24 protein-coding genes are annotated in these 26,664 nt (G+C 74.3%); 1 reads left to right on the top strand and 23 read right to left on the bottom strand.

Going from position 1 to position 26,664, the window contains the following annotated elements:
• Positions 1-253 precede the first annotated feature (253 nt).
• Positions 254-1,099, top strand: a complete 846-nt coding sequence (locus J1M39_RS00150; protein WP_342345102.1) for a CPBP family intramembrane glutamic endopeptidase — start codon at positions 254-256, stop codon at positions 1,097-1,099.
• Here J1M39_RS00150 and J1M39_RS00145 read toward each other — a convergent pair.
• The 23 genes from J1M39_RS00145 to J1M39_RS00035 form a co-directional block, all read right to left on the bottom strand.
• Complete coding sequence (locus J1M39_RS00145; RefSeq protein WP_044658602.1) at positions 1,077-1,919, bottom strand: class I SAM-dependent methyltransferase; 843 nt, start codon at positions 1,917-1,919, stop codon at positions 1,077-1,079. The two genes, J1M39_RS00150 and J1M39_RS00145, sit on opposite strands and share 23 nt — an antisense overlap.
• Entirely contained in the window at positions 1,916-2,893 is a 978-nt protein-coding gene (locus tag J1M39_RS00140) for a bifunctional riboflavin kinase/FAD synthetase (RefSeq protein WP_041104239.1), read from the bottom strand. The genes J1M39_RS00145 and J1M39_RS00140 overlap by 4 nt, the downstream gene beginning before the upstream one ends.
• Positions 2,893-3,324, bottom strand: coding sequence for a hypothetical protein (locus J1M39_RS00135; RefSeq protein ID WP_036314984.1), 432 nt, complete (start codon positions 3,322-3,324; stop codon positions 2,893-2,895). The genes J1M39_RS00140 and J1M39_RS00135 overlap by 1 nt, the downstream gene beginning before the upstream one ends.
• A gap of 11 nt (positions 3,325-3,335) precedes the next feature.
• The gene (locus tag J1M39_RS00130; RefSeq protein ID WP_002855305.1) at positions 3,336-3,704 is read right to left on the bottom strand and encodes a hypothetical protein; all 369 of its coding nucleotides are present in this window, start codon (positions 3,702-3,704) and stop codon (positions 3,336-3,338) included.
• Positions 3,701-4,666, bottom strand: a complete 966-nt coding sequence (truB, locus tag J1M39_RS00125) for a tRNA pseudouridine(55) synthase TruB (protein ID WP_078026112.1) — start codon at positions 4,664-4,666, stop codon at positions 3,701-3,703. Before truB ends, J1M39_RS00130 begins: the two co-directional genes overlap by 4 nt.
• Positions 4,667-4,679: 13 nt before the next feature.
• Complete coding sequence (gene rbfA / locus J1M39_RS00120; RefSeq protein WP_044658603.1) at positions 4,680-5,132, bottom strand: 30S ribosome-binding factor RbfA; 453 nt, start codon at positions 5,130-5,132, stop codon at positions 4,680-4,682.
• Positions 5,133-5,212: 80 nt separating this feature from the next.
• Positions 5,213-8,014 (bottom strand): translation initiation factor IF-2, encoded by a 2,802-nt coding sequence (gene infB / locus J1M39_RS00115; protein ID WP_206496342.1) that lies wholly within the window; start codon positions 8,012-8,014, stop codon positions 5,213-5,215.
• 191 nt (positions 8,015-8,205) lie between these two features.
• Positions 8,206-8,505, bottom strand: a complete 300-nt coding sequence (locus J1M39_RS00110) for a YlxR family protein (RefSeq protein WP_223247521.1) — start codon at positions 8,503-8,505, stop codon at positions 8,206-8,208.
• A gap of 84 nt (positions 8,506-8,589) precedes the next feature.
• On the bottom strand, positions 8,590-9,576 hold the full coding sequence (nusA, locus tag J1M39_RS00105) for a transcription termination factor NusA (RefSeq protein ID WP_036314069.1): 987 nt from the start codon (positions 9,574-9,576) through the stop codon (positions 8,590-8,592).
• 1 nt (position 9,577) lies between these two features.
• On the bottom strand, positions 9,578-10,165 hold the full coding sequence (locus J1M39_RS00100) for a ribosome maturation factor RimP (RefSeq protein ID WP_036314068.1): 588 nt from the start codon (positions 10,163-10,165) through the stop codon (positions 9,578-9,580).
• A gap of 130 nt (positions 10,166-10,295) precedes the next feature.
• Entirely contained in the window at positions 10,296-11,045 is a 750-nt protein-coding gene (locus J1M39_RS00095; RefSeq protein WP_180971860.1) for a sulfite exporter TauE/SafE family protein, read from the bottom strand.
• A gap of 43 nt (positions 11,046-11,088) precedes the next feature.
• The gene (locus J1M39_RS00090; protein WP_102708373.1) at positions 11,089-12,915 is read right to left on the bottom strand and encodes a proline--tRNA ligase; all 1,827 of its coding nucleotides are present in this window, start codon (positions 12,913-12,915) and stop codon (positions 11,089-11,091) included.
• A 121-nt stretch (positions 12,916-13,036) separates the two neighbouring features.
• Positions 13,037-13,969: a GNAT family N-acetyltransferase gene (locus tag J1M39_RS00085; RefSeq protein WP_102708382.1), complete on the bottom strand. Its 933-nt coding sequence runs from the start codon at positions 13,967-13,969 to the stop codon at positions 13,037-13,039.
• Complete coding sequence (gene ispG / locus J1M39_RS00080; RefSeq protein ID WP_061866731.1) at positions 13,944-15,128, bottom strand: flavodoxin-dependent (E)-4-hydroxy-3-methylbut-2-enyl-diphosphate synthase; 1,185 nt, start codon at positions 15,126-15,128, stop codon at positions 13,944-13,946. Before ispG ends, J1M39_RS00085 begins: the two co-directional genes overlap by 26 nt.
• Positions 15,129-15,233: 105 nt before the next feature.
• Complete coding sequence (locus J1M39_RS00075; RefSeq protein WP_061866732.1) at positions 15,234-16,601, bottom strand: M50 family metallopeptidase; 1,368 nt, start codon at positions 16,599-16,601, stop codon at positions 15,234-15,236.
• The gene (dxr, locus tag J1M39_RS00070; protein WP_044658617.1) at positions 16,598-17,833 is read right to left on the bottom strand and encodes a 1-deoxy-D-xylulose-5-phosphate reductoisomerase; all 1,236 of its coding nucleotides are present in this window, start codon (positions 17,831-17,833) and stop codon (positions 16,598-16,600) included. Before dxr ends, J1M39_RS00075 begins: the two co-directional genes overlap by 4 nt.
• 139 nt (positions 17,834-17,972) lie before the next feature.
• Positions 17,973-19,595 carry a solute symporter family protein gene (locus J1M39_RS00065; protein WP_206496341.1) on the bottom strand — a complete coding sequence of 541 codons (1,623 nt, stop codon included), beginning with the start codon at positions 19,593-19,595 and terminating at the stop codon, positions 17,973-17,975.
• Entirely contained in the window at positions 19,592-19,966 is a 375-nt protein-coding gene (locus J1M39_RS00060; RefSeq protein WP_041104222.1) for a DUF485 domain-containing protein, read from the bottom strand. Before J1M39_RS00060 ends, J1M39_RS00065 begins: the two co-directional genes overlap by 4 nt.
• Positions 19,967-20,151: 185 nt before the next feature.
• Positions 20,152-21,030 (bottom strand): HpcH/HpaI aldolase/citrate lyase family protein, encoded by an 879-nt coding sequence (locus J1M39_RS00055; RefSeq protein ID WP_206496340.1) that lies wholly within the window; start codon positions 21,028-21,030, stop codon positions 20,152-20,154.
• Positions 21,027-21,557 (bottom strand): MaoC family dehydratase, encoded by a 531-nt coding sequence (locus J1M39_RS00050; protein WP_002855019.1) that lies wholly within the window; start codon positions 21,555-21,557, stop codon positions 21,027-21,029. Before J1M39_RS00050 ends, J1M39_RS00055 begins: the two co-directional genes overlap by 4 nt.
• Before the next feature lies 1 nt (position 21,558).
• Positions 21,559-22,746 (bottom strand): acyl-CoA dehydrogenase family protein, encoded by a 1,188-nt coding sequence (locus tag J1M39_RS00045; RefSeq protein WP_206496339.1) that lies wholly within the window; start codon positions 22,744-22,746, stop codon positions 21,559-21,561.
• 15 nt (positions 22,747-22,761) lie between these two features.
• On the bottom strand, positions 22,762-24,897 hold the full coding sequence (locus J1M39_RS00040; protein ID WP_206496338.1) for an ATP-binding protein: 2,136 nt from the start codon (positions 24,895-24,897) through the stop codon (positions 22,762-22,764).
• 7 nt (positions 24,898-24,904) lie between these two features.
• A complete protein-coding gene (locus J1M39_RS00035; protein ID WP_078025525.1) occupies positions 24,905-26,521 on the bottom strand; it encodes a carboxyl transferase domain-containing protein in 1,617 nt (538 codons plus the stop codon).
• Positions 26,522-26,664: the final 143 nt, after the last annotated feature.

Below are 26,664 nucleotides of genomic sequence, written 5' to 3'. Positions count from 1 at the left end.
GAACACGGGCCGCGCCCCGCCGGGGCGGACGACGCGGGGCCCACCCCACCGCGGACTGCAGGGAGGCCGAGGGTCGAGTCTACCGCATCGCCTACCCTGGCCCGGTGAGCACCCCACCGGTCCCCCACTCCCGTCGTTCCCCCTCCGGCCGCCCGCGCCGCCCCTGGATCTGCCGCTGATCGGCCACGGCTACCCCGCGCTGCTGCGCACGCCGCGGGCCCGATGGTGGAACCCGCTCGCGTCCTTCGGCCTCGTGCTGGCCGGCCTGGTGGGCCTCCTCGTGCTGGGGGGCGTGCTGGGCGCTCTCGCCCTGATCGCCACGTCCGGGCCCGCGCTGCTCGGCGCGGCCGACCCGACGGACGTGACCGACCTCGACCTGTACTCCGCGCCCATGGTGCTGCTGAACAACCTCCTGCTCGCCGCGCTGATCGGGGTCGCGCTGCTGGCCGTGGCGCTGGGCCACCCCGTCGCCGCCCGCTTCGTCCACTCGGTCGAGGGCCGCGTGCGCTGGCGCTGGCTGGCGCGCTGCGTCGTCGTGCTGACGCCGCTGTTCCTCGCCTACGTGCTGGGCGCGTGGGCCCTCGACGGCGCCCCCACGGCCCCGCGCGCGCAGGACTGGGTCTGGCTGCTCGTCATGGCGTTCGTGCTCACCCCGTTCCAGGCCGCGGGCGAGGAGTACCTGTTCCGCGGGTGGCTGCTGCTGGCCGTCGGCACGTGGATCCGCCGGCCGGTCGTGGCCGCCGCGGTCACCGCGGTGCTCTCGGCGGCGACCTTCTCGCTCGCCCACGGCTCGCTCGACCCGTGGATCCTGCTGGACCTCGCCGCGTTCGCCGTCGCCGCCGTCCTGCTCACGTGGCGCACGGGCGGGCTCGAGGCCGCCGTCGCCCTCCACGTGGTCAACAACGTGGTGATCATCGCCGTCGGCACGCTCGTGGGCACCGTCGAGGACAGCTACGTGGGCGCGGAGACCGCCGGCTCCCCGGCGGCCACGCTGCTCTCGGTGGCGGTGGTCGCGGTGGCCACGGCGCTGCTGCTCTGGCAGGCGCGGCGGGCCGGGATCGCCCGGACGGTCCCGGTCACCGTGGGCGCCCGCCCCTGACCGGCGCCGCCCACCAGGCCACCGTCACGTAGGGCACCTGCAGGACCGCGTCCGCCGCATGGCCCAGGTGCTCGTGCAGGTACCAGTCGAGGTTGGCCGTCATCCGGGACCGGATCCGCTCGTCCGCGCGTAGCCAGTACGAGCGCGAGGCCATGAGCCCGTGCAGCCCCGCCGCGGTCATGGGCTGCGTCCACGCCCAGCGCGCGTGCTCCTCCGCCCCGAACGGGGCGGCGAACCGGCGCTGCTCCGGCCGGGCGGCGTGCACGTCCCCGGCGTGCATGATCCGGGTGAGACGGTGCACCCACGGCACCGCCGTGTCGAGCTGGTTCCACACCGCGGCCAGGCGCCCGCCCGGGCGCAGCACCCGTGCGGCCTCCGCGCTCGCCGCGGCCGGGTCCATCCAGTGCCATGCCTGGGCCGCCACCACGACGTCGGCGCTCGCCGCCGGCAGGCCCGTGGCCTCGCCCGTGCCCGGCACGGCGCGCACCCGCCCGCCCGTGCCGGCCGCGACCTCGCGTTCCAGGACGGCGCGCATCGACGCCGACGGCTCGAGGGCCGTCACCGTCCGCACCCGGTCCGCCGGGCGGGCCGCGAGCAGCCGGGTGAACAGTCCCGTCCCGGCCCCGAGCTCCACCACGTCCGCGCCGTCGGCGGTGCCCGCCAGGACGCGGTCCACCGCGGCGGCCGGGTAGGAGGGGCGGACGGCGTCGTAGTGCTCCCCGCCGGTCTCGAAGGGGTTGGGCCCGGCCCGACGGGCCCGGGCCGGGCGCCCCGGCAGGTTCGGCACAGCGGGGGGAGCGCCCGGCTCCGGGGCGCTCACCGGTCGGAGGGGGTCGTGGCCAGGATCGCCCGGGCCTCGTCCACGTCCTGCGTGATCTGCGCCACGAGCTTCTCGACGCCCTCGTAGGCGACCATCCCGCGCAGCCGGGCCACGAACTCCACCTCGATGTGCTGGCCGTACAGGTCGAAGTCCTCCACCCGCTCGTCGTGGCGGTCGATCACGTGTGCCTCCACCACGCGGGAGACGTCCTCGAACGTGGGGTTCGAGCCGATGGAGATCGCGGCCGGCCACACCCCGCCGTGCGCGTCGTGCACCCAGCCGGCGTAGACGCCGTCGGCCGGGATCATGCCCTGCACATCCGTCTCGAGGTTCGCCGTGGGGAAGCCGAGCTCGCGGCCGCGCGCGAACCCGTGCACCACCTCGCCGGCGAGCACGTGGTGCCGGCCGAGCACGGCCGCGGCCTGGGCGACGTCGCCCGCGGCCAGGGCCTCCCGCACCCAGGTCGAGGAGCAGCGGCGCTCCGGCTCGGCCCCGTGTTCGGCGGGGAACTCCTCGACGGCCTCGACCTCGAAGCCGTAGCGGGCCCCCAGGCGCACCATCTCCGCGACGTCGCCGGTGTTGCCCCGGCCGAAGCGCACGTCGTGCCCCACGACCACGACGGCGGCGTGCAGCCCGTGCACGAGCATGCCGCGGACGAACTCCTCCGGGGACTGGTCCGCGAACTCGAGGGTGTAGCGCTGCAGGAGCACCGCGTCCAGACCCGCCTCGTCCAGGAGGACGACCCGCTGCTCGGGGCTGATGATGTCCACGTGGGGCACCTCGGGATGGTGCACGGCGCGCGGGTGCGGGGTGAAGGTCACGGCCACGGCCAGGGCGTCGCGGGCCCGCGCCAGCTCGACGACCCGGCGCAGCACCTCCCGGTGGCCGCGGTGCACGCCGTCGAAGTTGCCCAGGGTGACCACGGTGCGCGGCAGGTCCGTGGGGACCTCGTCCAGGCTGTTCCAGACCCGCATCAGAGCGCCCCCGCCTCGGCCGGGCGGGCGGGGCGGTGCGTCAGCAGCCAGATCAGGCCGACCACCGGCAGCACGAGCGGCACGTAGCCGTAGCCCGCGCCGAACCGGGACCACACGGTGTCGTGGGCGAACATCCCCGGATCCAGGACGGTCCACAGGCCCACGCCCACCACGCCGGCCAGCTCCACGAGCACGGCGCCCAGCGCCACGGCCCAGGCGCGCGCGCCGGAGCGGGCGAGCGCGAACGTCGCCACGATGTACACGACCGCCGCGACCGCGGAGAGCGTGTACGCCACGGGGGCGGCGTCGAACTGCGTGAGGATCTGGAAGAGGCTGCGCGCGCTCGCCGAGAGGGCGAACACCGCGTAGACCATGACGATGATCCGGCCGAGACCCTGGTTGCGCGCGGGGGCGCCGTCGCTGGGTGCCATGTCCATCCTCCTCACCACTGCCCGAACCAGATGACCTGCATGCGGTGCAGCATCACGGCGATCGTGGGCCCGACCACGGCCAGCACGAGGTTGGACCACCGGGTCTTGTCCGTGACGGCCCAGCCCACGGCGATCACCGGCACGATCAGGGCGGTGAGGATGTAGCCCCAGAACTCCCAGCCGGGGCCGTTCAGGGTGTCCCCGCCGAGCTGGCGGACGGCGGCGGCCGCCGCATAGACGAGCGTGAACAGCTCGACGGCGGCCACCGAGAGGATCGAGGCGTCCGCGGGGTGGCGGCGGATCGCCGTCATCACCACGCAGACGACGAACGAGACGGCACCGATCACCAGTCCCGTCCAGAACCAGGCGTCGAGGATCATGCGGTCCTTCCCTGTCCCGGCCCCTCGGCCGGGGCGAACACGAGCTGGGGCTTGGCGACGTCGGCGCCGCGGCGGCGCACGTCGGAGACGAGGGCGATGACGCGGCCGTCCGGCGCGCGCCCGGCGACGAGCGTCTCACCCGTGCCGGTGGGCGCCACGACCCGCCCGAAGGCGAGCTCGTGGGCCTCGTGCTCCGTCAGCTCGCGCACCGGGAAGAGCCCGGCGGCGGCCTCGGAGAGCTCGGTCATCGCGAACCGCTCCGCGAGGGCCTCGAGCGAGAGCGCGTCGGCCACGTCGAACGGGCCGACGGCGGTGCGGCGCAGCGCCGTCAGGTGACCGCCGGTCTCGAGGGCCTCGCCCAGGTCGCGGGCGAGCGCCCGGATGTAGGTCCCGGAGGAGCAGCGCACGGTGACGTCGAGGTCGACCAGCCGGCCGCCGTCGAGCCGGCGCAGCTCGTGCACCGTGAACTCGTGCACGGTGACGGGGCGGGCGTCGAGGGTGACGTCCTCTCCCGCGCGGACGCGATCGTAGGCGCGCCGGCCCGCCACCTTGACGGCGGAGACGGCCGAGGGCGCCTGCAGGATCTCGCCCGTGAGGGCGGCGACCTGCTCGGCCACGCGCTCGGGCGTGACGGCGTTGGCCAGCCGGGTCTGCACGACCTCGCCCTCCGCGTCGTCCGTGACGGTCGACTGCCCGAGCCGGATCGTGGCCGTGTACGTCTTGTCCGTGCCCGTGATGGCGGTCAGCAGGCGCGTGGCCTTGTTGACGCCGACCACGAGCAGGCCCGTGGCCATGGGATCCAGGGTGCCGGCGTGGCCCACCTTGCGGGTGCCCGCCAGCCGGCGGACCCGCCCGACGACGTCGTGCGAGGTCCACCCCTGCGGCTTGTCCACGAGGACGACCCCCGACGCCTCCGTTCCCGGCGCGTCGGGGGCCTGTCCCCCGGTGCTGCGTGCGCTCACCGTGCCGCGGGCCTCAGGCGCGCGGGGCGTCGTCGGCGTCGGCGTCCGGCTCCGCGGTGCGGTACGGGTCCGCGTCACCGGCGTACGACGCGCCCTCGCGCTCCTTCGCCAGCTCGGCGTCCCGCTCCTTGGCCGCGCGGAGGACGTCCTCCAGGTGTGCGGCCGCCTCGGGGACGGTGTCCGCCACGAACTCGAGCGTGGGCACCAGGCGGATGGTGAGCCCGCGGCCCACCTCGCGGCGCAGGATGCCGCGGTTGTCCTGGATGCCCTCGTGGGCGGCGGCCACCGTGGCCTCGTCGCCCAGGACGGTGTAGTAGACGGTGGCGTGCTGCAGGTCGTTGGTCACGCGGACCTCCGTCACGGTGACGGGCTCCACGCGATCGTCCTTGACGCCGCGGCGCAGCGCCTCGGCCACGAGGACCTTGATGCGCTGGGCCAGGCGGCCGGCGCGTGCCGGATCGGCCATGGTGCGGTTCCTTCCGGTGGTGATGGTTCAGAGGGTGGGACGCGGAAGGCGGGGGCCCGTGCGGGCCCCCGCCCCGGCCGTCAGACGCGCGGCTTCTCCTGCATCTCGAAGGTCTCGATCACGTCGCCCTCCTTGATGTCGTTGAAGCTGCCCAGGCCGATGCCGCACTCGTAGCCCTCGCGGACCTCCGTGGCGTCGTCCTTGAAGCGGCGCAGCGACTCGATCTTGAGGTGCTCGGAGACCACCACGCCGTCGCGCACCAGGCGGGCCTGGGCGTTGCGGCGGATGAGGCCCGAGCGCACGAGCGAACCGGCGATGTTGCCCCACTTGGAGGAGCGGAACACCTCGCGGACCTCGGCCGAGCCGAGCTCGACCTCCTCGTACTCCGGCTTCAGCATGCCCTTGAGCGCGTTCTCGATGTCGTCGATCGCGTCGTAGATCACGCTGTAGAAGCGCATGTCCACACCCTCGCGGTCGGCCAGGTCGGCGACCCGCTCGGCGGGGCGCACGTTGAAGCCGATGATGATGGCGTTGTCCACGGTCGCCAGGTTCACGTCGTTCTGCGTGATGGCGCCGACGCCGCGGTGGATGACGCGCAGCTGCACCTCGTCCTCGCCGACCTCGATCTTGAGCAGCGAGTCCTCGAGCGCCTCGACGGCACCGGACGCGTCGCCCTTGATGATGAGGTTGAGCGTGTCCAGCTTGCCCTCGGCCACGGCCTGGTCGAAGTCCTCCAGGGTGATGCGCTTGCGGCGCTTGGCCAGCTGGGCGTTGCGGTCCGCGGCCTCGCGCTTCTCCGCGATCTGGCGGGCGGTGCGCTCGTCGTCGGTGACGAGGAACGAGTCGCCGGCACGCGGCACCGTGGACAGGCCGAGCACCTGGACGGGACGCGACGGATCGGCCGCCTCCACGGCGTTGCCGTTCTCGTCGAACATGGCGCGCACACGGCCGTGGGCGGAGCCCACCACCATGGTGTCGCCCACGCGCAGCGTGCCGGTCTGCACCAGCACGGTGACGACGGCGCCGCGGCCCTTGTCGAGGTTGGCCTCGATGGCCACGCCGCGGGCGGCCTTGTGCGGGTTCGCCGTGAGCTCGAGGGCGGCGTCCGCGGTGAGCAGGATCGCCTCGAGCAGCTGGTCGATGTTGATGTTGTTGCGCGCGGAGACGTCCACGAACATCGTGTCGCCGCCGTACTCCTCGGGCACGAGGCCGTACTCGGTGAGCTGACCGCGGATCTTGTCCGGGGCGGCGGTGTCCTTGTCGATCTTGTTGACCGCCACCACGATCGGCACGCCGGCCGACTGGGCGTGGTTGAGCGCCTCGACGGTCTGCGGCATGACGCCGTCGTCGGCCGCCACCACCAGCACGGCGATGTCGGTGACCTTCGCACCGCGGGCACGCATGGCGGTGAACGCCTCGTGACCCGGGGTGTCGATGAAGGTGAGGCGACGCTGCTCGCCCTCGTGCTCCACGGGCACCTGGTAGGCGCCGATGTGCTGCGTGATGCCGCCGGCCTCGCCCTCGATGACGTTCGAGGAGCGGATGGCGTCCAGCAGACGCGTCTTGCCGTGGTCCACGTGGCCCATGACGGTGACGACCGCGGGGCGCGGCTCGAGGTCGGCCTCGTCCTCGTTGGCCGCCTCGGCCTCGAGGTCGATGTCGAAGGCCTCCAGCAGCTCCTTGTCCTCGTCCTCCGGGGACACGATCTGGACCTTGTAGCCCAGCTCGTCGCCGAGCAGCTGGAAGGTCTCCTCGTCGAGGGACTGATTGGCCGAGGCCATCTCGCCGAGGGTGAAGAGCACCTTCACCAGGTCGGCGACGTCGGCGCGGATCTTCTCGGCGAAGTCGGCCAGGGACGCGCCGCGGCGCAGACGCAGGACGGTGGTGCCGTCACCCTTGGGGACCTTGACGCCGCCGATCTCACGCGTGTGCTGCTGCTCGAACTCCTGGCGCTTCGCGCGCTTCGACTTGCGTCCCTTGCGCGGGCCGCCGCCGCGCCCGAAGGCGCCCTGGGCGTTGCCGCGACCGCCACGGCCGCCCGGGCCGCCGGGACGACCCGGACCGCCACCGGGGCCGCCGCCCGGACGGCCACGGCCGCGGGCCGGCTGCGGGGCCGGGGTGATCTGCTTGGGCATCATGCCCGGGTTCGGACGCGGCCCACCGGGGCGGGGACCGCCGGCGCCCGCGGCCGGGCGCGGACCGCCCGGACGGGGACCGCCGGCACCGGCCGGCGGACGGGGGCCGCCCGGACGAGGCGCGCGGTCCTCACGACCGGAGCGCATGCCCTGCGAGGGGGCGAACGGGTTGTTGCCCGGACGCGGAGCACCGCCACGGCCGCCCGGGCGGGCGCCCGGGCGAGGCCCGGCGGAGCCGCCCTTGGGGCTGAACGGGTTGTTGCCGGGACGCGGGGCGCCCGGCTTGGGCGCGGAGGCACCCGGCTTGGGCGCGGCGGCGCCCGGCTTCGGCGCGGCCGACCCCGGCGTGGCCGGCGGCTGCGGGGCCTTCGGCTCGGCCGGGGCGGCCGGCGTCGGTGCGGCGGGGCCGGGGGTCGGGGCGGCGCCCGGCTTGGGCGCGGCGGTGCGGCCCGCGGCGGGACCGGGCGCCGGGGCGCCGGCATTCGACGTGGGGGCCGCGGCGCGCGGCGACGGGGCGGCCGCCGGCTTCGGCGCGGCGGAACGGCCCGGGGCGGCGGGCGTGGAACCGGGCTTGGCGGCGGACTTGCCGGCACCCGGGTAGGCGTTGCGCAGCTTCTTGACCACCGGGGGCTCGATGGTGGACGAAGCCGAGCTGACGAACTCGCCGAGGTCCTTGAGCGTGCTCAAGGCCTCCTTCGAGGTGATGCCGAGCTCCTTGGCGAGCTCATGGACGCGGACCTTGGCCACGGTTCTCCTGTTCTGGCCCCACGGGCCGGAACGGAGCCGCTCGGGCTGTCCGTCTCAGCGCGTTCTGGGACCGTTGACGTTGCTCCAGGCCGTCGCGCGCGCCACCAGGGCACGCGCACCACGGCCTGCCTGATAGCAGGGGGTGAAGTTCATCGCTGGGCACTCATGCTTCAGTGCTCATCGGGTACGCATCAGATCTCTGACCCGCCTTCATCTGTCGGTCTGTCAGCCGGTGCCTCCGCGGTGCGGCCCAGCGCGTCGGCGTCGACGGCGGACCGGAAGGCCCGCCCGAACGCGCGGCGGCGCAGGGCGAGGAGGAGGCAGTCCTCGCCGGGATGCAGCCACGCACCCCGGCCGGGACGGCGTCGTTCCGGGTCCCAGACGACGGATGGGGGTTCCGTCGAGGAGTCCAGGGCGACGCGCACCAGCTCTTGCTGGTCCGCCCTCGATCGGCATCCGATGCAGGTGCGCACGACCGTCCGAGACGTCATGCGTTCACCCCTCACGGGCGTCGGATCGAGAAAGGACCTCATCCATCCTAGCGCGTCCGGGCCCGGATCTGTTCCCGGGGACGGTCAGCGGCCCGGGGCGGAGGTGGTGACCCCGTCGCCGACGATGTCGATCCGCCAGCCCGTGAGCTTGGCCGCGAGGCGGGCGTTCTGGCCCTCCTTGCCGATGGCCAGGGACAGCTGGTACTCCGGCACCACGGCGCGGGCCGAGTGCTGGTCCGCGTCGAGGATCTCCACCGAGACGGTCGTGGCGGGCGAGAGGGCGTTGGCGATCATCGCGGCGGGGTCGTCCACGTGGTCGACGATGTCGATCTTCTCGTCGTTGAGCTCCGTCATGACGGCGCGCACGCGGCTGCCCATCTCCCCGATGGAGGCGCCCTTGGCGTTCACCCCGGGGCGGGTGGCGCGCACGGCCATCTTGGTGCGGTGGCCGGCCTCGCGGGCCAGCGCCGTGATCTCGACCGAGCCGTCCGCGATCTCTGGGACCTCGAGCTCGAAGAGCTTGCGCACGAGGCCGGGGTGCGAGCGGGACACCGTGACGGACGGGCCCTTGGCGCCGCGCGTCGCGGAGACCACGTAGGCGCGGATCCGGCGGCCGTGGGCGTAGTCCTCGCCGGGCACCTGCTCGGGCGGCGGGAGGACGGCCTCGAGGGTGCCGAGGTTCACCTGGACCATGTGGCGGTTCAGGCCCTGCTGGATGACGCCGGAGACGAGCTCGCCCTCCTTGTCCTTGAACTCGCCGAGGACCTTGTCGTCGTCCTCCTCGCGCATGCGCTGGATCATCACCTGGCGCGCCGTGGAGGCGGCCACCCGGCCGAAGCCGTTCGGGGTGTCGTCGAACTCGCCGATGGGCGTGTCGTCCTCGTCCAGCTCCGTGGCCCACACGGTGACGTGGCCGGTCGCGCGGTCGATCTCCACGCGGGCGCGCTTCAGGGCCCCCGGGGTGCGGTGGTACGCCATGAGCAGGGCCTGCTCGATGGTGGGGATGAGGCGGTCCATCGGGATCTCCCGCTCCGCCTCCAGCATGCGCAGCGCGCTCATGTCGATGTCCAACTCATGCCTCCGTGTGCTCGGCCGTGTCCTCGCCCGCGGCGGCGTCGGCGTCGCCGGCCTGCTGAGCGGGGCTCCACTCTACCTGCACGATCGCCGGACCGAGGCGGTCGAGGGCGACCCGCTCGGCGGGCAGCTCCTTGGCCTTCATGCCCTTCTTCGCGGGCGGGCGCACCACGGCCAGCTCGACGTCGTCGTCCGTCACGTCCTTCAGGCGGGCGGTCACGGGCGCGGCGCCGTCGACCGAGACCTCGACGAGACGGCCGACGTTGCGGGCGAAGTGGCGGGGCTCGGTGAGCGGGCGGTCCACGCCCGCGGTGGTGACCTCCAGCAGGTACTCCCCCGCACCGACGCCGGGCACGTGGTCGCCCAGGGCGTCGAGGGCGGCGGAGACCCGGCCGGAGAGGCGGGCGACGTCGTCCAGGCTCAGGCCCTGGGTGCCCGAGGCGCGGTCGAGGACCACCTCGACGGTGCGGTGCTCGGCGGTGCCCGTGGCGCGCACCTGCTCCACCACCACGTCGTCGGCCGCCAGGGCCTCCTCGACGCGGGTGCGCAGCTCGGCGAGGTCGTCGCGGCGGTCGGTGCTGTCCATGGGGTGCCTCACTCGTCGGGTCGGGGCCGCCGCGCCACGCGGGCGGGGGCCGGGGTCGGGATCCGGGGCCGAGCCTACCGGCGGCCCACGGCGGGGCCGAGTGCTCCCGACCGGGTCGGACGGGGCGGGCTCAGCGCAGCAGCGGGGCGAGGGTGTCCGCGCCGACCTTGACGATGAGCGCGGCCACCACCATGAGGTACACCACGCGGATGAAGCCGGTGCCGCGGGCGATCGCCATGCGGGCCCCCACGTAGCCGCCCACGAGGTTGGCCGCGCCGAGCAGCAGCCCCAGGCCCAGCACCGCGTGCCCCGAGGGCACGAAGTACGAGAGCGCGCCGAGGTTGGTCGCGAGGTTGACCACCTTCGCCTGTGCCGAGGCGTGCAGGAAGTCGAACTTGAGCAGCAGCACCAGCCCCAGGATGAGGAACGTGCCCGTGCCGGGGCCGAGGACGCCGTCGTAGAAGCCCACCGCCGCGCCGAGCGCCACGGCCCGGGCCAGCGCGGTGCTCCGCCGCGGTCCCACGCCGGCGACCTGTCCGAGGCCCGGGCGCACGGCCGTGAACACGGCGACGGCGATCAGCGCCACCAGGATCACGGGCCGGATCACGCCGGCCGGCAGATGCGCGGCGACCACGGCCCCGCCCAGGGCCGCCGCGAAGGCGACGGCGGCCATCGGCAGTGCGGTGGACAGGTCCTGCCGCAGGCGCCGCCGGTAGGTGAGCGCCGACGTCGCCGTGCCGAACACCGAGCCGAGCTTGTTGGTGGCCAACGCCTGGATCGGGCTCAGCCCGGGCACGAGCAGCAGGGCCGGCAGCTGCAGGAGCCCGCCCCCGCCCACGACGGCGTCGATCCAGCCCGCCGCGAAGCCCGCGGCGAGCACGAGGACGAGCAGTCCGGCGGTCAGCTCGACGGCGCCGAACCACTCAGCGCCCGTGGCGCACCTCCGCGAGCACCGCCGCGACGGCCCCGTCCACGGGCACGGGGCGCGCCTCACCGGTGGCCCGGTCCTTGAGCTCGAGCTCACCGTCGGCCAGGCCGCGGCCGATCACCACGGTGGTGGGCACGCCGATGAGCTCGGCGTCCTTGAACTTCACGCCGGGGCTGACCTTCGGACGGTCGTCCACGAGCACGGTCAGGCCCTCGGCCTCGAGGCCCGCAGCGAGGGTCTCGGCGGCGGCGAGGCCGTCCTCGCCCTTCGTGGCGACGACGACGTGCACGTCCGCCGGGGCCACCGCGCGCGGCCACGCCAGGCCCTTGTCGTCGTGGTAGCGCTCGGCGATCGCGGCGACGGCGCGCGTGATGCCGATGCCGTAGGAGCCCATGGTCACCACGACCTGCTTGCCGTGGACGTCGAGGACCTTCAGGTCGAGGGCCTCGGCGTACTTGCGGCCGAGCTGGAAGATGTGGCCCATCTCCATGCCGCGGCGGGTGTGCAGCGGGCCGGAGCCGTCGGGGGCCTGGTCGCCCTCGCGCACCGCGGTGGCCTCGAGCACGCCGTCCCACATGAAGTCGCGGCCGGCCACGAGGCCGAACACGTGGCGCTGGTCCGCGTTCGCGCCGGTGATCCACGCGGTGCCGGGGGCGATGCGCGGGTCCACGAAGAAGGGCAGGCCCGAGACGGAGCCCTCCGCGCCGAGCACCGGGGTGCCCTCGACCGCATCGGCCGCCGCGGGGCCGATGTAGCCCTTGACCAGGGCGGGGTGCGCGGCCAGGTCCGCGGCGGTCGCGGCCTCGAGCGTGGGCTCGCCGACCACGCCGAGCGCCGGGCCCACGGAGGCCTCGAGACGCTTGAGGTCCACCTCACGGTCGCCGGGCACGCCCACGACGAACGGGCGACGCTCACCGCCGTCCACCACCGCGGTGACCACGACGCACTTGAGCGTGTCCGCGGCGGTCCACGGCTCGCCGTCGCGCGGGGCCAGCCGGTTGGCGACGTCCACGAGCGCGGCGATGGTGGTGGAGACCGGGGTGTCCTTGACCTCGGCGGCGGGCAGGGCCGCCATGGCCGCCTCGTCCAGCGGGGCGGGGGCCACTGTGGTGACGGCCTCGACGTTGGCGCGGTAGCCGCCGTCGGACTCGACGAAGGTGTCCTCGCCCACCTCGGTGGGGTGCAGGAACTCCTCGGAGCGGGAGCCGCCCATCGCACCGGAGGTGGCCCGCACCGGCACGACCTCGAGGCCGAGACGGTCGAAGATCCGCAGGTAGGCGGCCCGATGGGCCTCGTACGCGGCGTCCAGGCCGGCGTCGTCCACCGTGAAGGAGTAGGAGTCCTTCATGATGAACTCGCGCCCGCGCAGCAGGCCGGCGCGCGGGCGGGCCTCGTCCCGGTACTTGGTCTGGATCTGGTACAGGTACGCGGGCAGGTCCTTGTACGAGGAGTACAGGTCCTTCACCAGGAGCGTGAACATCTCCTCGTGCGTGGGGGCCAGGAGGTAGTCGTTGCCCCGGCGGTCCTGCAGGCGGAACAGCCCGTCGCCGTACTCCTCCCAGCGGCCCGTGGCCTCGTAGGGCTCCCGCGGCAGCAGCGCCGGGAAGTGCACCTCCTGGGCGCCGATCGCGTCCATCTCCTCGCGCACGATCCGCTCCACCTTGGCCAGCACCTTCAGGCCCAGCGGCAGCCACGAGTAGATGCCCGGGGCCGCGCGACGGATGTAGCCGGCACGGACGAGGAGCCTGTGGCTCGCCACCTCGGCCTCCGCCGGGTCGTCGCGCAGGGTGCGCAGGAACAGGGTGGACATGCGCAGGGGCATGACGGGGCCTCCTCGGACGGGCTCGCGCGGTCGGGGGCGGCGCGCGGGACGGGACGACGCCGGCACGGGGGTGCCCGGCGTCCTGACCGCCGATCCTATCGCCCGCGCAGGGTCCGCCGGGTCAGTACAGGACGGTCGCGAACGTGCCGCGCCGCTCGAACCCCACGCGTTCATAGGTGCGCAGCGCGGGGGTGTTGTACGCATTGACGTAGAGGCTCACCACGGGCGCCTGGAGGCGCACGTAGCCCACGACGGCGGCCATCGCCGACGCCGCCAGCCCTCGGCCCCGCGCGGCGGGGGCCATCCACACGCCCTGGATCTGGGCGCACCGGGAGGAGAGCAGCCCGATGTCCGCCTTGAAGCGCAGCGGGCCGCCCGCGTCGCGCGGGCCCGGGTCGATGAAGACGCGCCCGGCCTGGATCAGCCGCTCGACGCGGTCCCGGTACTGGGCCGCGCCGCCGGCGAACGGGGAGAAGCCGAGCTCCTCCTCGAACATCGCCGCGCTGGCCGGCAGGACGCGCGCGAAGTCGCGTGGCTGCGCCTGCACCACGGACGGGTTCGGGTCGATCCCCCCGGCCGTGCCCAGCACGAGCAGCGGCTGGTCGGGGCGCACGGACCGGGACCGGTGGCCCGCGGCGGCGAGGGCCTGACCGGCGGCCAGCACGGGACCGGCCGGGCCGTAGATCGACCCGTACCGGCGGCGCAGCGCGGCGGCCGCCGCGCCGAGCGCCTCCGCGTCGCCCGGCGCCCATCCCGCGTCCGGGGCCTCGGACGCGGCGACCGGCACCACGTTCGAGCCGATCCAGACGGCCGCGCGCAGCCTCCCGGCGCCCGGGGCGTCGTCGTCGATCCCGAGGAACAGGGTGCCCGCCGCTCCCCCGCGCGGGCCGGCCAGGCGGCCCGCCTCCAGCAGGGAGTCCACGAACACGTTGGACACGGGGGCGCGGGCGGACAGGGCCGCGAGCGCGGCAGTGTCCGCGTCGGTCAGCAGGCGGACGCGGTCTCCCGTGGCGGCCCGGACCTCCCGGTCAGTGGACGGAGACCACCGGGGCACCGGCGGCAGCCTGGTCACCGCCGTCCTCCCCCAGGTCCATCTCACCGGCGATCCGGTTGGCCTCCTCGATGAGGGTCTCCACGATCTGGTCCTCGGGCACGGTGCGGATGACCTCGCCCTTGACGAAGATCTGGCCCTTGCCGTTGCCGGAGGCGACGCCGAGGTCGGCCTCGCGGGCCTCGCCCGGCCCGTTGACGACGCAGCCCATGACGGCCACCCGCAGCGGGACCTCGAGGTCCTGGAGGCCCTCGGTGACCTGCTCGGCCAGCGTGTACACGTCCACCTGGGCTCGGCCGCACGAGGGGCAGGAGACGATCTCGAGCTTGCGCTCGCGCAGGTTCAGGGACTGCAGGATCTGCAGGCCCACCTTGACCTCCTCGACCGGCGGCGCGGAGAGGGAGACGCGGATGGTGTCGCCGATGCCCTGGCCGAGCAGGTAGCCGAAGGCGGTGGCGGACTTGATGGTGCCCTGGAAGGCCGGACCGGCCTCGGTGACGCCGAGGTGCAGCGGCCAGTCACCCTGCTCGGCGAGCAGCTCGTAGGCGCGGGCCATGATCACCGGGTCGTTGTGCTTGACGGAGATCTTGAAGTCCTTGAAGCCGTGCTCCTCGAAGAGGGAGGCCTCCCAGACGGCGGACTCGACGAGGGCCTCCGGGGTGGCCTTGCCGTACTTCTGCAGCAGGCGCGGGTCCAGGGAGCCGGCGTTGACGCCGATGCGGAGGGAGGTGCCGTGGTCCGAGGCGGCCTGCGCGATCTCCTTGACCTTGTCGTCGAACTTCTTGATGTTGCCCGGGTTCACGCGCACGGCGCCGCAGCCGGCCTCGATCGCCGCGAACACGTACTTCGGCTGGAAGTGGATGTCCGCGATCACGGGGATGGTGGACTGCTGGGCGATGACCTTGAGGGCCTCGGCGTCCTTGTCCGTGGGGCAGGCCACGCGGACGATGTCGCAGCCGGCGGCCGTGAGCTCGGCGATCTGCTGCAGGGTCGCGCCGATGTCGTGCGTCTTGGTGGTGGTCATCGACTGCACCGAGACGGGGTGCTGCGAGCCGACGCCCACCGAGCCCACCTGGATCTGCCGGGTGGTGCGGCGCGGGGCCAGCACGGGCGGCGGGGCGGACGGCATTCCAAGGCTGACGGGCACGGGGGCGCTCCTCATGGGTTCTCGGGGTCGACGGCGCGGGGCCGCCGGGTTCTCCGGTCCATCCTAGGCGCGCGGGCGCCCCGGGGCGCGGGGCGACCGCCCACGGCGAACGGGCCGGGCTCAGAACAGCCGGACCGGCTCCACGATGTCCGCCACGATCAGGATGACGCCCATGAGCAGCATCGCCGCGCCCACCGCGTAGGTCAGCGGCAGCATGCGGGCCAGGTCGAACGGCCCCGGGTCCGGGCGGCCCGTGATCCGGGCCCAGCCGCGGCGCACCGCCTCCCACAGGGCGCCGGCCACGTGGCCGCCGTCGAGCGGGAGCAGCGGGATGAGGTTGAACACCATGAGCGCCACGTTCACGCCCGCCAGCAGGGACAGCAGCAGGGCGGCCTTGTCCGTCAGCGTGGCCTCCTCGAGCGCCGCCGCCTCCCCGGCGATCCGGCCGACTCCCACCACGGACATCGGGCCGTCCGGGTCGCGCTCGGCCGGGGTCACCACGGCGACGGCGGTGTCCCACAGCCGCTGCGGCAGCACGAGGACGACGTCGACGACGCCCCGCACCTGCTGGGCCACGAGCGGGCCGGCGTCGAGCGGGGTGCCGCGGACCGTCTCGAGCTGCGCGCCCATGCCGATGAACCCGACCTCGTGGGTCGCCACGGTCCCGTCCGGGGCCCGCTCGGGCCGGCCCAGCGCGTCCGTCACGGGCCGTTCCGTCAGGCGCGGGGTCAGGGTGGCGCTCATCCGCTCGCCGTCGCGCTCCCACTCGATCCGGGTGGGCTGTCCGGCGCGGTCCCGGATCGCGGCGGAGAGGGCGTCCCAGTCGGAGACCGGCCGCCCGTCGAAGGCGAGCACGGTGTCGCCGGGGCGCAGTCCCGCCTCGTGGGCGGGCGCGGCGGGATCGCCCGGGCGGCAGTCCTCTGTCCCGCCGGAGGCGGCGCGGGCCTGCTGCTCCTGCATCGTGACCACGCACCGGTAGACCTCGGCGACGGTGGTGCTGGGCTGCGAGGTGCCCACCGTGGTGACCAGCAGGGCGGTGGCGCCCAGCGCGATGAGCAGGTTCATGAACGGCCCGCCGAGCATGATCACCACCCGCTTCCACACCGGCAGGGCGAGGAAGCGGCGGTGCTCGTCGCCGGGGCGGACCTCCTCGGCGGCCTGGGCCCGCGCGTCGTCGGCCATGCGGCCCAGCTGCTGGACGAAGCCCGTGGACGCCGCGCGGGGCGTCTGCCCGGGCCGCGGCGGGGGCAGCATCCCGATCATCGCGACGTAGCCGCCCAGCGGCACGGCCTTGAACCCGTACTCCGTCTCGCCGCGGCGCCACGAGACGAGCGTCGGGCCGAAGCCGATCATGTACTGCGTGACGCGCACGCCGAAGAGCTTGGCCGGGACGAGGTGGCCGATCTCGTGCAGGGCGATCGAGACCGCCAGGCCCAGCGCGACCGCGAGGACGCCCGCGACGTACCAGAGGATCTCCACGACGGTCACCAGCGGGCCCGCGCCGCACGGCGCGCCCAGGCCTCGGCGGCGAGCACGGCATCCACGGTGAGCCCCGTCGGCGCGGGGTCGTGGCCGGCCGCGGCGAGCACGTGCTCGGGGGCATAGTCGGCGACGACGGCGCGGACCGTGTCCACGATCCCGTCGAAGGGCAGGGCGCCGGCGTGGAAGGCGTCCACGGACTCCTCGTTGGCGGCGTTGAACACGGCCATGTGGGTGGGCGAGGCGGCCGCCGCCTCCTTCGCGGCCCGTACCGCGGGGAAGGCCTCCTCGTCGAGGGGCTCGAACGTCCAGGTGGCCGCCCGCGTCCAGTCGCAGGCCGGGGCCGCGCCCGGGAGACGGCGCGGCCAGCACAGCCCCAGGGCGATGGGCAGGCGCATGTCCGGCGGGGAGGCCTGGGCGAGCGTGGACCCGTCGACGAACTCGACCATCGAGTGGACCACGGACTGCGGGTGGACCACGACGTCGATCCGGTCCAGGGGCACGTCGAACAGCAGGTGGGCCTCGATCACCTCGAGGGCCTTGTTCACGAGGGAGGCGGAGTTGGTGGTGACGACGCGGCCCATGTCCCACGTGGGGTGGGCGAGGGCCTGGGCGGGCGTGACGGCGTGCAGGGCGGCGCGGTCCAGGCCGCGGAACGGCCCGCCCGAGGCCGTGAGCACGAGGCGGCGGACCTCGTCCGCCGTGCCCCCGCGCAGCGCCTGCGCGAGCGCGGAGTGCTCGGAGTCCACCGGCACGAGCTGGCCCGGCGCCGCGGCCGCCTTCACGAGGGCCCCGCCGACGATGAGCGACTCCTTGTTGGCCAGGGCCAGGCGGTGGCCGGCGTGCAGGGCGGCGAGGGTGGGCCGCAGGCCGATCGAGCCCGTGATCCCGTTGAGCACGGTGTCGGCGCCGGGCCACGCGGCGATCTGCTCGGCGGCGCACGGGCCGGTGAACAGCACGGGTCGGGGGGACGGGCGCCCGAGGCGGGCGGCGGCGTCGGCGAGGGCGGCGCGCAGCTCCTCCTCCCCCGCCGCGGCGGAGCCCACCGCCTCGACCTCGAAGCGCACGGCCTGCTCGGCCAGCAGGGTCGTGTTCGCCCCGCCCGCGAGCGCGACGGCCCGGAGCCGGGTGGGGTCCTGGGCGATCACGTCGAGGCCCTGGGTGCCGATCGAGCCCGTGGAGCCGATCAGGGCGACGGCGCGCGGGGCGCCGTCGTCGTCCGCCGGGGCGGGGGCGGGCAGCGTGTAGTCGGTGAGGGATCCGTGCGTCACCCCGCCATGATGTCAGTCGGGCCTGGACACGGACGGGGGGCCGGCCGGACGGACGCCGCACCCCGACGTCCCGCCCCGCCGGCCCCCGTGGGACCGGGTCAGCCGCGGATCAGTGCTGCACCGGCTTCTCGGCGCCGATGCCGGTGAGGGAGCGGACCTCCATCTCGGCCTGCTTGTCGGGGTCCTCGGCGCGCGACGAGGTCACCGAGCCGAGCCAGCCGAGGAAGAAGGCCAGCGGGATGGAGACGATGCCCGGGTTCTTCAGCGGGAACACCGCGAAGTCCGCGCCCGGGATCATCGAGGTCGGCGTCCCGGACATCACCGGGGACAGGACGATCAGGATGATCGCGGAGAGCAGTCCGCCGTACATCGACCACACCGCGCCGCGGGTGGTGAAGCGCCGCCAGAACAGGGAGTACAGGATGGTCGGCAGGTTCGCCGAGGCCGCCACCGCGAAGGCGAGCGCCACGAGGAACGCCACGTTCTGGCCCTGGGCGGCGATGCCGCCGACGATCGCCAGGAGGCCGATCACCACTACGGTGATCTTGCCGATCCGCACCTCCTCCTGCGGGGTGAGCGGGTGCTTGGCGATCACGGAGCCGTACACGTCGTGGGCGAAGGACGCCGCCGCCGTGATGGCCAGGCCCGCGACCACCGCGAGGATGGTGGCGAACGCGACCGCCGAGATCAGGCCCAGCAGGATGGAGCCGCCGAGCTCGAACGCCAGCAGCGGGGCTGCGGAGTTCTGCCCGCCGGGCGCGGCCAGGATGCGCTCGGGACCGATCAGCGCGCCGGCGCCGTAGCCCAGCACGAGGGTGAACAGGTAGAACGCGCCGATGAGGACGATGGCCCACACCACGGACTTGCGCGCCTCCTTGGCGGTGGGCACCGTGTAGAACCGCATGAGCACGTGCGGCAGGCCGGCGGTGCCGAGCACGAGCGCGAGGCCCAGGGACACGAAGTCGAGGCGGGTCAGCGCGCTGGCGCCGTACTGCAGGCCCGGCTCGAGGATCGCCTCGCCCTTCGGGTTCTTCTCGACGGCGGCCCCCAGCAGGGCGTTGAAGTCGAAGCCGAACAGGGCCAGCGTCCACACGGTCATGATCCCCGCGCCGGCGATCAACAGGACCGCCTTGATGATCTGCACGTAGGTGGTGCCCTTCATGCCGCCGATCAGCACGTAGACGATCATGAGCACGCCCACGATCACGATCACGAGGGCCTGGCCGGCCCGGTCGTTGATGTTCAGCAGCAGGGCCACGAGGCCGCCGGCGCCGGCCATCTGGGCCAGGAGGTAGAAGAGGCAGACGGCCATGGTGCCGAAGGCGGCCGCGATGCGCACGGGTCGCTGCTGCAGGCGGAAGGACAGCACGTCCGCCATGGTGAACTTGCCGGTGTTGCGCAGCAGTTCGGCCACCAGCAGCAGGGCCACGAGCCATGCCACGAGGAAGCCGATGGAGTAGAGGAAGCCGTCGTAGCCGTAGAGGGCGATCGCGCCCACGATGCCCAGGAACGAGGCCGCGGAGAGGTAGTCACCCGCGATGGCCGTGCCGTTCTGGGTGCCGGAGAAGCCGCGGCCGCCGGCGTAGTAGTCGGCCGAGGACGCGTTCGTCTTGGACGCGCGGATCACGATCACGAGGGTGACCACCACGAAGGCGACGAAGATGCCGATGTTCACGGCGGGGTTGCCGACCGTCTGCGGGGCGGCCTGGAGCAGGGGGGTGAGCGCGCTCATCGCGTGGCCTCCGGGTTCTCGTGGGCGCCGGCGGCCTCGCGCTCGAGGCGCTCACGCAGCGCGGTGGCGCGGGGGTCCAGGGTCCGGTTGGAGAAACGGACGTAGGCGAAGGTGATCAGGAACGTGGTGACGAACTGGAGCAGGCCGAGGATCAGGCCGAGGGTGATGTTGCCGCCGAGGCGGATCGCCATGAACTCGGGGAAGAACGCGCCGACGATCACGAACACCAGGTACCAGACGAAGAACGCCACGGTCATGGGGAAGGCGAAGGATCGGTGGGTGCGCCGGAGCTCGATGAACTCCTCGGACTGCTGCGCGGCGCGGAACTGCGCGGCCGTGGGGACCGGCGCCGTGGGCTCGCTGGATGACATGGGCCCTCCGGGGTGCGTGGGACGAATCAGTGTGAGACAGATCACTGTGATGACAACCACACTCTGGCGGGCGGAGGGGTGCGCCGTCAAGCGCACCCCTGGGCCGTGCGCCCCTGTGACAGCCCCGGTGCGCAGCCGTGCGGACACGGCCGCGCCCCGACGGCACGGAGCCGCCCGGGAGCCGGTCAGGCGCCCGCGGGCCGGGCCGCGTCCGCGCGGCGCAGGACCGCGCGGGCCTGGGCGAGGACCACCTCGTCGACCATCGTCCCGTCCAGCTCGAAGGCCCCGTGTCGGCCCTCGGCCGCGGCGAGGACGCGCCGGGCGCGCTCGACGGCCTCCGGGGCGGGCGTGTAGGCGGAGCGCACGACGGGCACCTGGCGCGGGTGCAGGCACACGGTCGCGGTGCAGCCCAGGGCGACGGCGTCCTCGGCCTCGGCGGCCAGCCCGGCCTCGTCGCCGAGGTCCAGGTGGACGGCGTCCCATGCGGCCGCGCCGTGGGCGGCCGCCGCCAGCAGCACCGTCGCGCGGGCGTGCTGGACCACGGAGCGGTAGGCGCCCTCGGGGGTGCGGGAGGAGCTGCCGCCCATCGACGCCACGAGGTCCTCGGCGCCCCACATCAGCGCACCCACGTGCGGGTGGGCGGCCAGTTCGGCGGCGGCGAGGATCCCGGCCGCGGTCTCGCACAGGGCGACGACGCGGGTCTGCGGTCCGAGGGCGGCGACGACCCCGTCCACCTGCGCGGCGGACTCGGCCTTGGCGAGCATGAGCGTGCGCCAGCCCGTCCCGGCGAGCATGGCCAGGTCGGCGTCGTGGTCCGCGGTGCCCGCGGGGTTCACGCGGACCACCACGCGGTCCTCGTCCAGCGGGCCGCCGTCGACCCCGCCCGTCACCCGCCCCGCCCAGGCCGCCGCGACGGCGTCCCGCGCGGTGGGCCGGGCGTCCGGGGTGACGGCGTCCTCGAGGTCGAGGATCACCGCGTCCGCGCGCTCGAGCGCCGTGGCGTACCGCTCGGGGCGGTCCGCCGGAGTGAACATGACGGCCGGCCCGAGGGTCAGCGCGCTCATGCCCGCTCCCCCGTGCCTGCGGCGTCGGCGGCCTTCGCCTTGGCCTCCGCGTGCGCCTGCGCGGTCCACATCAGACAGGTGCGCTGGGCGCGGACGACGACGTCGCCGTGCTGGTTCTCCCCCGTCATCGCGAACGTGACGATCCGCTGCCCCGGCCGCGAGGAGGACTCGCGGATCGCGGTGACCTCGGAGCGCCCGTAGAGCGTGTCCCCGTGGAAGACCGGCTTCGGGAACGCGATCTCCCCCAGGCCGAGCTGGGCCACGAGCGTGCCCTGCGTGGTCTGCCCGACGGCGAGGCCCACCAGGGTGGACAGCGTCAGCATCGAGTTGACCAGCGGTCGGCCGAACGGCTGGGCCGCCGCGTACGCGTGGTCCAGGTGCAGGGCCTGCGGGTTCATGGTGAGGGTGGTGAACAGGACGTTGTCCGCCTCGGTGAGCGTGCGGCCGGGCCGGTGCAGGTAGACCTGACCGACCGCCAGCTCGTCCGCGTAGCGGCCCCGCTGCTCGATCTCGACGCGCTCCGTCACGTCAGAGGCCCAGCTCGCGGGCGATCAGCATGAGCTGCACCTCGGTGGTGCCCTCGCCGACCTCGAGGATCTTGGAGTCGCGGTAGTGACGGGCAACGAGGGTCTCGTTCATGAAGCCGTAGCCGCCGAACACCTGGGTGGCGTCCCGGGCGTTGTCCATGGCGGCCTCGCCGGCGATCAGCTTGGCCATGGCGGCCTCGGTCTTGAACGGCTTGCCGGCCAGCATCTTCTGGGCGGCCTCGTAGTAGGCCAGGCGGGCGGCGTGCGCGCGGGCCTGCATGCGGGCGATCTTGAAGGACACGGCCTGGAACTGCCCGATCTTCTGGCCGAACGAGGTCCGCTGCTTGGCGTAGGCGACCGACTCGTCCACGCAGCCCTGGGCCGCGCCGGTGGCCAGGGCCGCGATGGCGATGCGGCCCTCGTCCAGGATCTCGAGGAAGTGGGCGAAGCCGCGGCCGCGAGCGCCCAGCAGGTTCTCCTCCGGCACGCGCGCGTCCGTGAAGTGCAGGGCGTGGGTGTCCGAGGAGTTCCAGCCGACCTTGTCGTAGGCCTTGGCCACGGAGAAGCCCTCGGTGCCGGCGGGCACGAGGATCGTGGAGATCTCCTTGGCGGGGCGGCCGTCATGGCCGGTCCTGCCCTCCACGGTGCCGGTCACGGCGGTGACGGTGATGAGCGAGGTGATGTCCGTGCCGGAATTGGTGATGAACTCCTTGGCGCCGTTGATGCGCCACTGGCCGTCCTCGAGCGCGGCGGTGGTCTGGGTGCCGCCGGCGTCGGAGCCCGCGCCCGGCTCGGTGAGGCCGAAGCCGGCCAGGTGCGTGCCGGCCACGAGGTCCGGCAGCCAGCGCTGCTTCTGCTCCTCGGTGCCGAACTTCAGCAGCGGCATGGCGCCCAGGGAGACGCCGGCCTCGAGGGTGATGGCCACGGACTGGTTGACGCGGCCGAGCTGCTCGAGGGCCAGGGCCAGGGCGAAGTAGTCGCCGCCCATGCCGCCGTACTCCTCGGGGAACGGGAGGCCGAACAGGCCCATCTCGCCCATCTGGGCCACGATCTCGTACGGGAACTCGTGCTGGGCGTCCAGCTCGGCGGAGACCGGGGCCACGACCTCGTCGGCGAACTCGCGGACGGTGTCGGAGAGGACCTGGTAGTCCTCCTCGAGGGCGGGCAGGGTGCGGTGCTTGGTGCTCATGGTCCTCTCCTGTTCTCAGGTGTTCTCTGCGGGTGCTGCGTGCTCGGTGGGCTCGACGACGGCGATCAACGCCTGCGCGGCCACGGCGTCGCCCTCGGCGACGTGGACGGTCACGACGCCGGCGACGGCGGCCGTGACGGGGTGCTCCATCTTCATGGCCTCGACCACCGCCAGCTCCTGGCCCGCGGCCACGGTGTCCCCGGTGGCCACGGACACGGCGACGACGGTGCCCGGCATGGGCGTGCGGGCCTCGGGGGACGCTGCGCCGGCCGGGGCACGACGCGCGGCCGCGGCCGCGCGGGCGGCCTCGACCACCTCGGCCCGGGTGAGGCGGCGGACCTGCCACGCGGCGCCGTCGCGGTGCAGCCACGCTGAGCGTGGGTCCCGCGGGTCACCGGCCAGGAGGTTGACGCCCGCCAGGGCTCCGGCGTCCTCGTCCACCTCGGCGTCGGCGGCGGGGGCGGTGAGGATGCGGTCCTCGTCCCCGACCCGCACGCGCATCCCGGGCTGCGGGGCGCCGGCGCCGCGCCAGCCGTCCGCCCGGGCCCACGCGGTGCCGGCCGCGCGGTGCTCGGCGGCGGCCGCGTCCTCGGACACGTCGGCCAGGGCCTCGGCCGCGAGCGCGGCGAGGTCCTCGGGCAGCGCGGGGGCGGTCCACGCCTCGAGGCCGTCGATCAGCTCGGTGGTGAGCCGGCCGGTCCGCACGTCCTCGCGGGCCGCGAGCTCGCGCAGCCAGCCCAGGTTGGAGCGGACGCCGAACAGCACGGTGTCCGCGAGCGCGGCGTCGAGCCGGTCCAGGGCCTCGGCGCGGTCGGCGCCACGGGCGATGAGCTTGGCGATCATCGGGTCGTAGAAGCCGGTGATCTCGGGCTGTGCGCCGTCGACGTCCACGGGGTCCACGGCGCCGGCGGCGGGGCCAGTCTGCGGTCCGGAGCCGAACGCGCGCTCCTCGGCCGGCCGGGAGGGCAGCAGGAGGGTGTCGACGCGGACGCCCTCGCCGGCGGGCTCGCGCCAGCGCAGCACCGGCCCGGTGGAGGGCAGGAAGCCGTTCGCGGGGTCCTCCGCGTAGACGCGGGCCTCGACGGCGGCGCCGTCGAGGGTCACGTCCTCCTGGGCGAAGCCGAGCGGCCCCCCCGCGGCGATGCGCAGCTGCAGCTCCACGAAGTCCAGGCGCTGTCCGCGCACCCGGACGACCTCCTCGGAGACCGGGTGCTCCACCTGCAGGCGGGTGTTCATCTCCATGAAGAAGAACTCGTCCGGGTTCTCGTCCGAGACGAGGAACTCGACGGTGCCGGCACCGCGGTAGCCCACGGACACGGCCGCGTCCACGGCGGCCCGGCCCAGGCGCTCGCGGAGCTCGGCCCCGTGCGCCAGCCCGGTCAGCAGGGGCGCGGGGGCCTCCTCGATCACCTTCTGGTGGCGGCGCTGCAGGGAGCACTCGCGCTCGCCCAGGTGCACGGTGGCGCCGTGGGCGTCCGCGAACACCTGCACCTCGATGTGCCGGGGCGCGGTGATGAGCCGCTCGAGCAGCAGGGTGTCGTCGCCGAACGCGGAGCGCGCCGTGCGCCGGGCCGAGGCGAGGGCGCCGGGCAGCTCCTCGGCGGCGCGCACGGCCACCATGCCCTTGCCGCCGCCGCCCGCGGAGGGCTTGATCAGCAGCGGGAAGCCGACGCGCTCGGCCTCGGCCGTGATCTGCTCGTCGGTGAGCGTGGGGTCCTGGATGCCGGGGACCACCGGCACGTCGTACGCGGCCACGGTCTCCTTGGCGCGGATCTTGTCCGCCATCGCGTCGAGCGAGGCCACGGGCGGGCCCACGAACACGATGCCGGCCGCGTCCAGCGCGCGGGCGAAGTCGGCGTTCTCGGACAGGAAGCCGTAGCCGGGGTGCACGGCCTGGGCGCCGGTGCGGCGCGCGGCGTCGACGACGGCGTCGATGTCCAGGTAGGACTCGCGAGCCGGTGCCGGGCCGAGGCGGACCGCCGTGTCCGCCTCGCGGACGTGCCGCGCGTCGGCGTCGGCGTCGGAGTGCACGGCCACCGAGCGGATGCCGAGGCGGCGCAGGGTGCGGATGACGCGCACGGCGATCTCGCCGCGGTTGGCCAACAGCACGGTGTCGAACAGGGGCGTCCCCTGGGCGTGGTTCTCGGTCACTGGTGGCTCACATGCGGAACAGGCCGAACCGGGAGTCCGGCAGCGGGGAACGGGAGATGACGTCGAGGGCCAGGGAGAGCACCCGGCGGGTCTGGCCGGGGGTGATCACCCCGTCGTCCCAGAGGCGGGCGGTGGAGTACAGGGGGCTGCCCTGGTCCTCGTACTGCCGACGGACCGGCGCCTGGAAGGCCTCGACCTCCTCGGAGGACATCGGCTCCTCCCCCGCGGCGGCCCGCTGGTCCTGCTTGATCTGCGTGAGCACGGAGGAGGCCTGCGGGCCGCCCATCACGGAGATGCGCGCGTTCGGCCACATCCACAGGAAGCGGGGTGAGTAGGCGCGGCCGCACATCGCGTAGTTGCCGGCGCCGAACGAGCCGCCGATCACCACGGTCAGCTTGGGCACGCGGGCGGTCGCGACGGCGGTGACCATCTTGGCGCCGTCGCGCGCGATGCCGCCGGCCTCCGCGTCCCGACCCACCATGAAGCCGGAGATGTTCTGCAGGAACAGCAGCGGGATGCCGCGCTGGTCGCACAGTTCGATGAAGTGCGCGCCCTTGCGGGCGGAGTCTCCGAACAGGATGCCGTTGTTGGCGAGGACGCCCACGGGGTGGCCGTCGATCCGCGCGAACGCGGTGACCAGGGTGGTGCCGTAGAGGGGCTTGAACTCGTGGACGGAGCCGCCGTCCACGAGGCGGTCGATCACCTCGCGCACGTCGTAGGGGGTGTTCACGTCCACGGGCACGACGCGGGTCAGCTCGGCCGGGTCCTTGGCGGGCTCCGCGGCGGGGGCGACCTCCCAGGCCGGCGCCTCGGCCGGGGGCAGGGTGGCCACGATGTCCCGGAGGATCTGCATGGCGTGCAGGTCGTCGTCCGCCAGGTGGTCCGCGACGCCGGAGCGCTCGGCGTGCAGCCGGCCGCCGCCGAGGTCCTCGGGCGAGACGTCCTCCCCGATCGCGGCCTTCACGAGCGGGGGGCCGCCGAGGAAGATGGTGCCCTGCTCGCGCACGATCACGGTCTCGTCCGACATGGCCGGCACGTACGCGCCGCCCGCCGTGGAGGAGCCGCACACCGCGGCCAGCTGCGGGATGCGCTGCGAGGAGAGCAGCGCCTGGTTCCGGAAGATGCGGCCGAAGTGCTCGCGGTCCGGGAAGACCTCGTCCTGGCGGGGCAGGAACGCGCCGCCGGAGTCCACGAGGTAGATGCACGGCAGGCGGTTCTCCAGGGCGATCTCCTGGGCCCGCAGGTGCTTCTTCACCGTCATGGGGTAGTAGGTGCCGCCCTTCACGGTGGCGTCGTTGCCGACCACCATCACGAGGCGGCCGTGGACCAGGCCGATGCCCGCCACGACGCCGGCGGCGGGGCTGTCCCCGTCGTACAGGCCGTGCGCGGCCAGCGCGCCGACCTCGAGGAAGGGCGAGCCCTCGTCGAGCAGCGCGTCGATGCGGTCCCGCACCAGCAGCTTGCCGCGGCCGGTGTGGCGCTCGCGCGAGCGCTCGGGCCCGCCGAGCGACGTGCGGGCGACGAGGTCGGCGAGCTCCTGCTCGAGCCGAGCGTGGCCGGCCGCGTTGCGCTCGGCCACGGTGGGCGCGGACTGCGCGGCCGGGGCCGGGGTGCTGGCGGTCATGAGACCCCCTTCAGTGAATGACGACTAACTGAACCGAGCCTCAGTGTAGTGACGATCGTCACGGACGTCGACCGGGCGCCCGGCGCGCCTCGTCTCGTCCTACAGTGGAACCCATGCCCGCCGCCGATCCCGCGTCCCCCGCC

This window comes from Micrococcus sp. KRD077 (assembly GCF_017168505.1).
GTDB lineage: Bacteria > Actinomycetota > Actinomycetes > Actinomycetales > Micrococcaceae > Micrococcus > Micrococcus luteus.
This window is presented reverse-complemented; position numbering and strand designations above follow the sequence as displayed.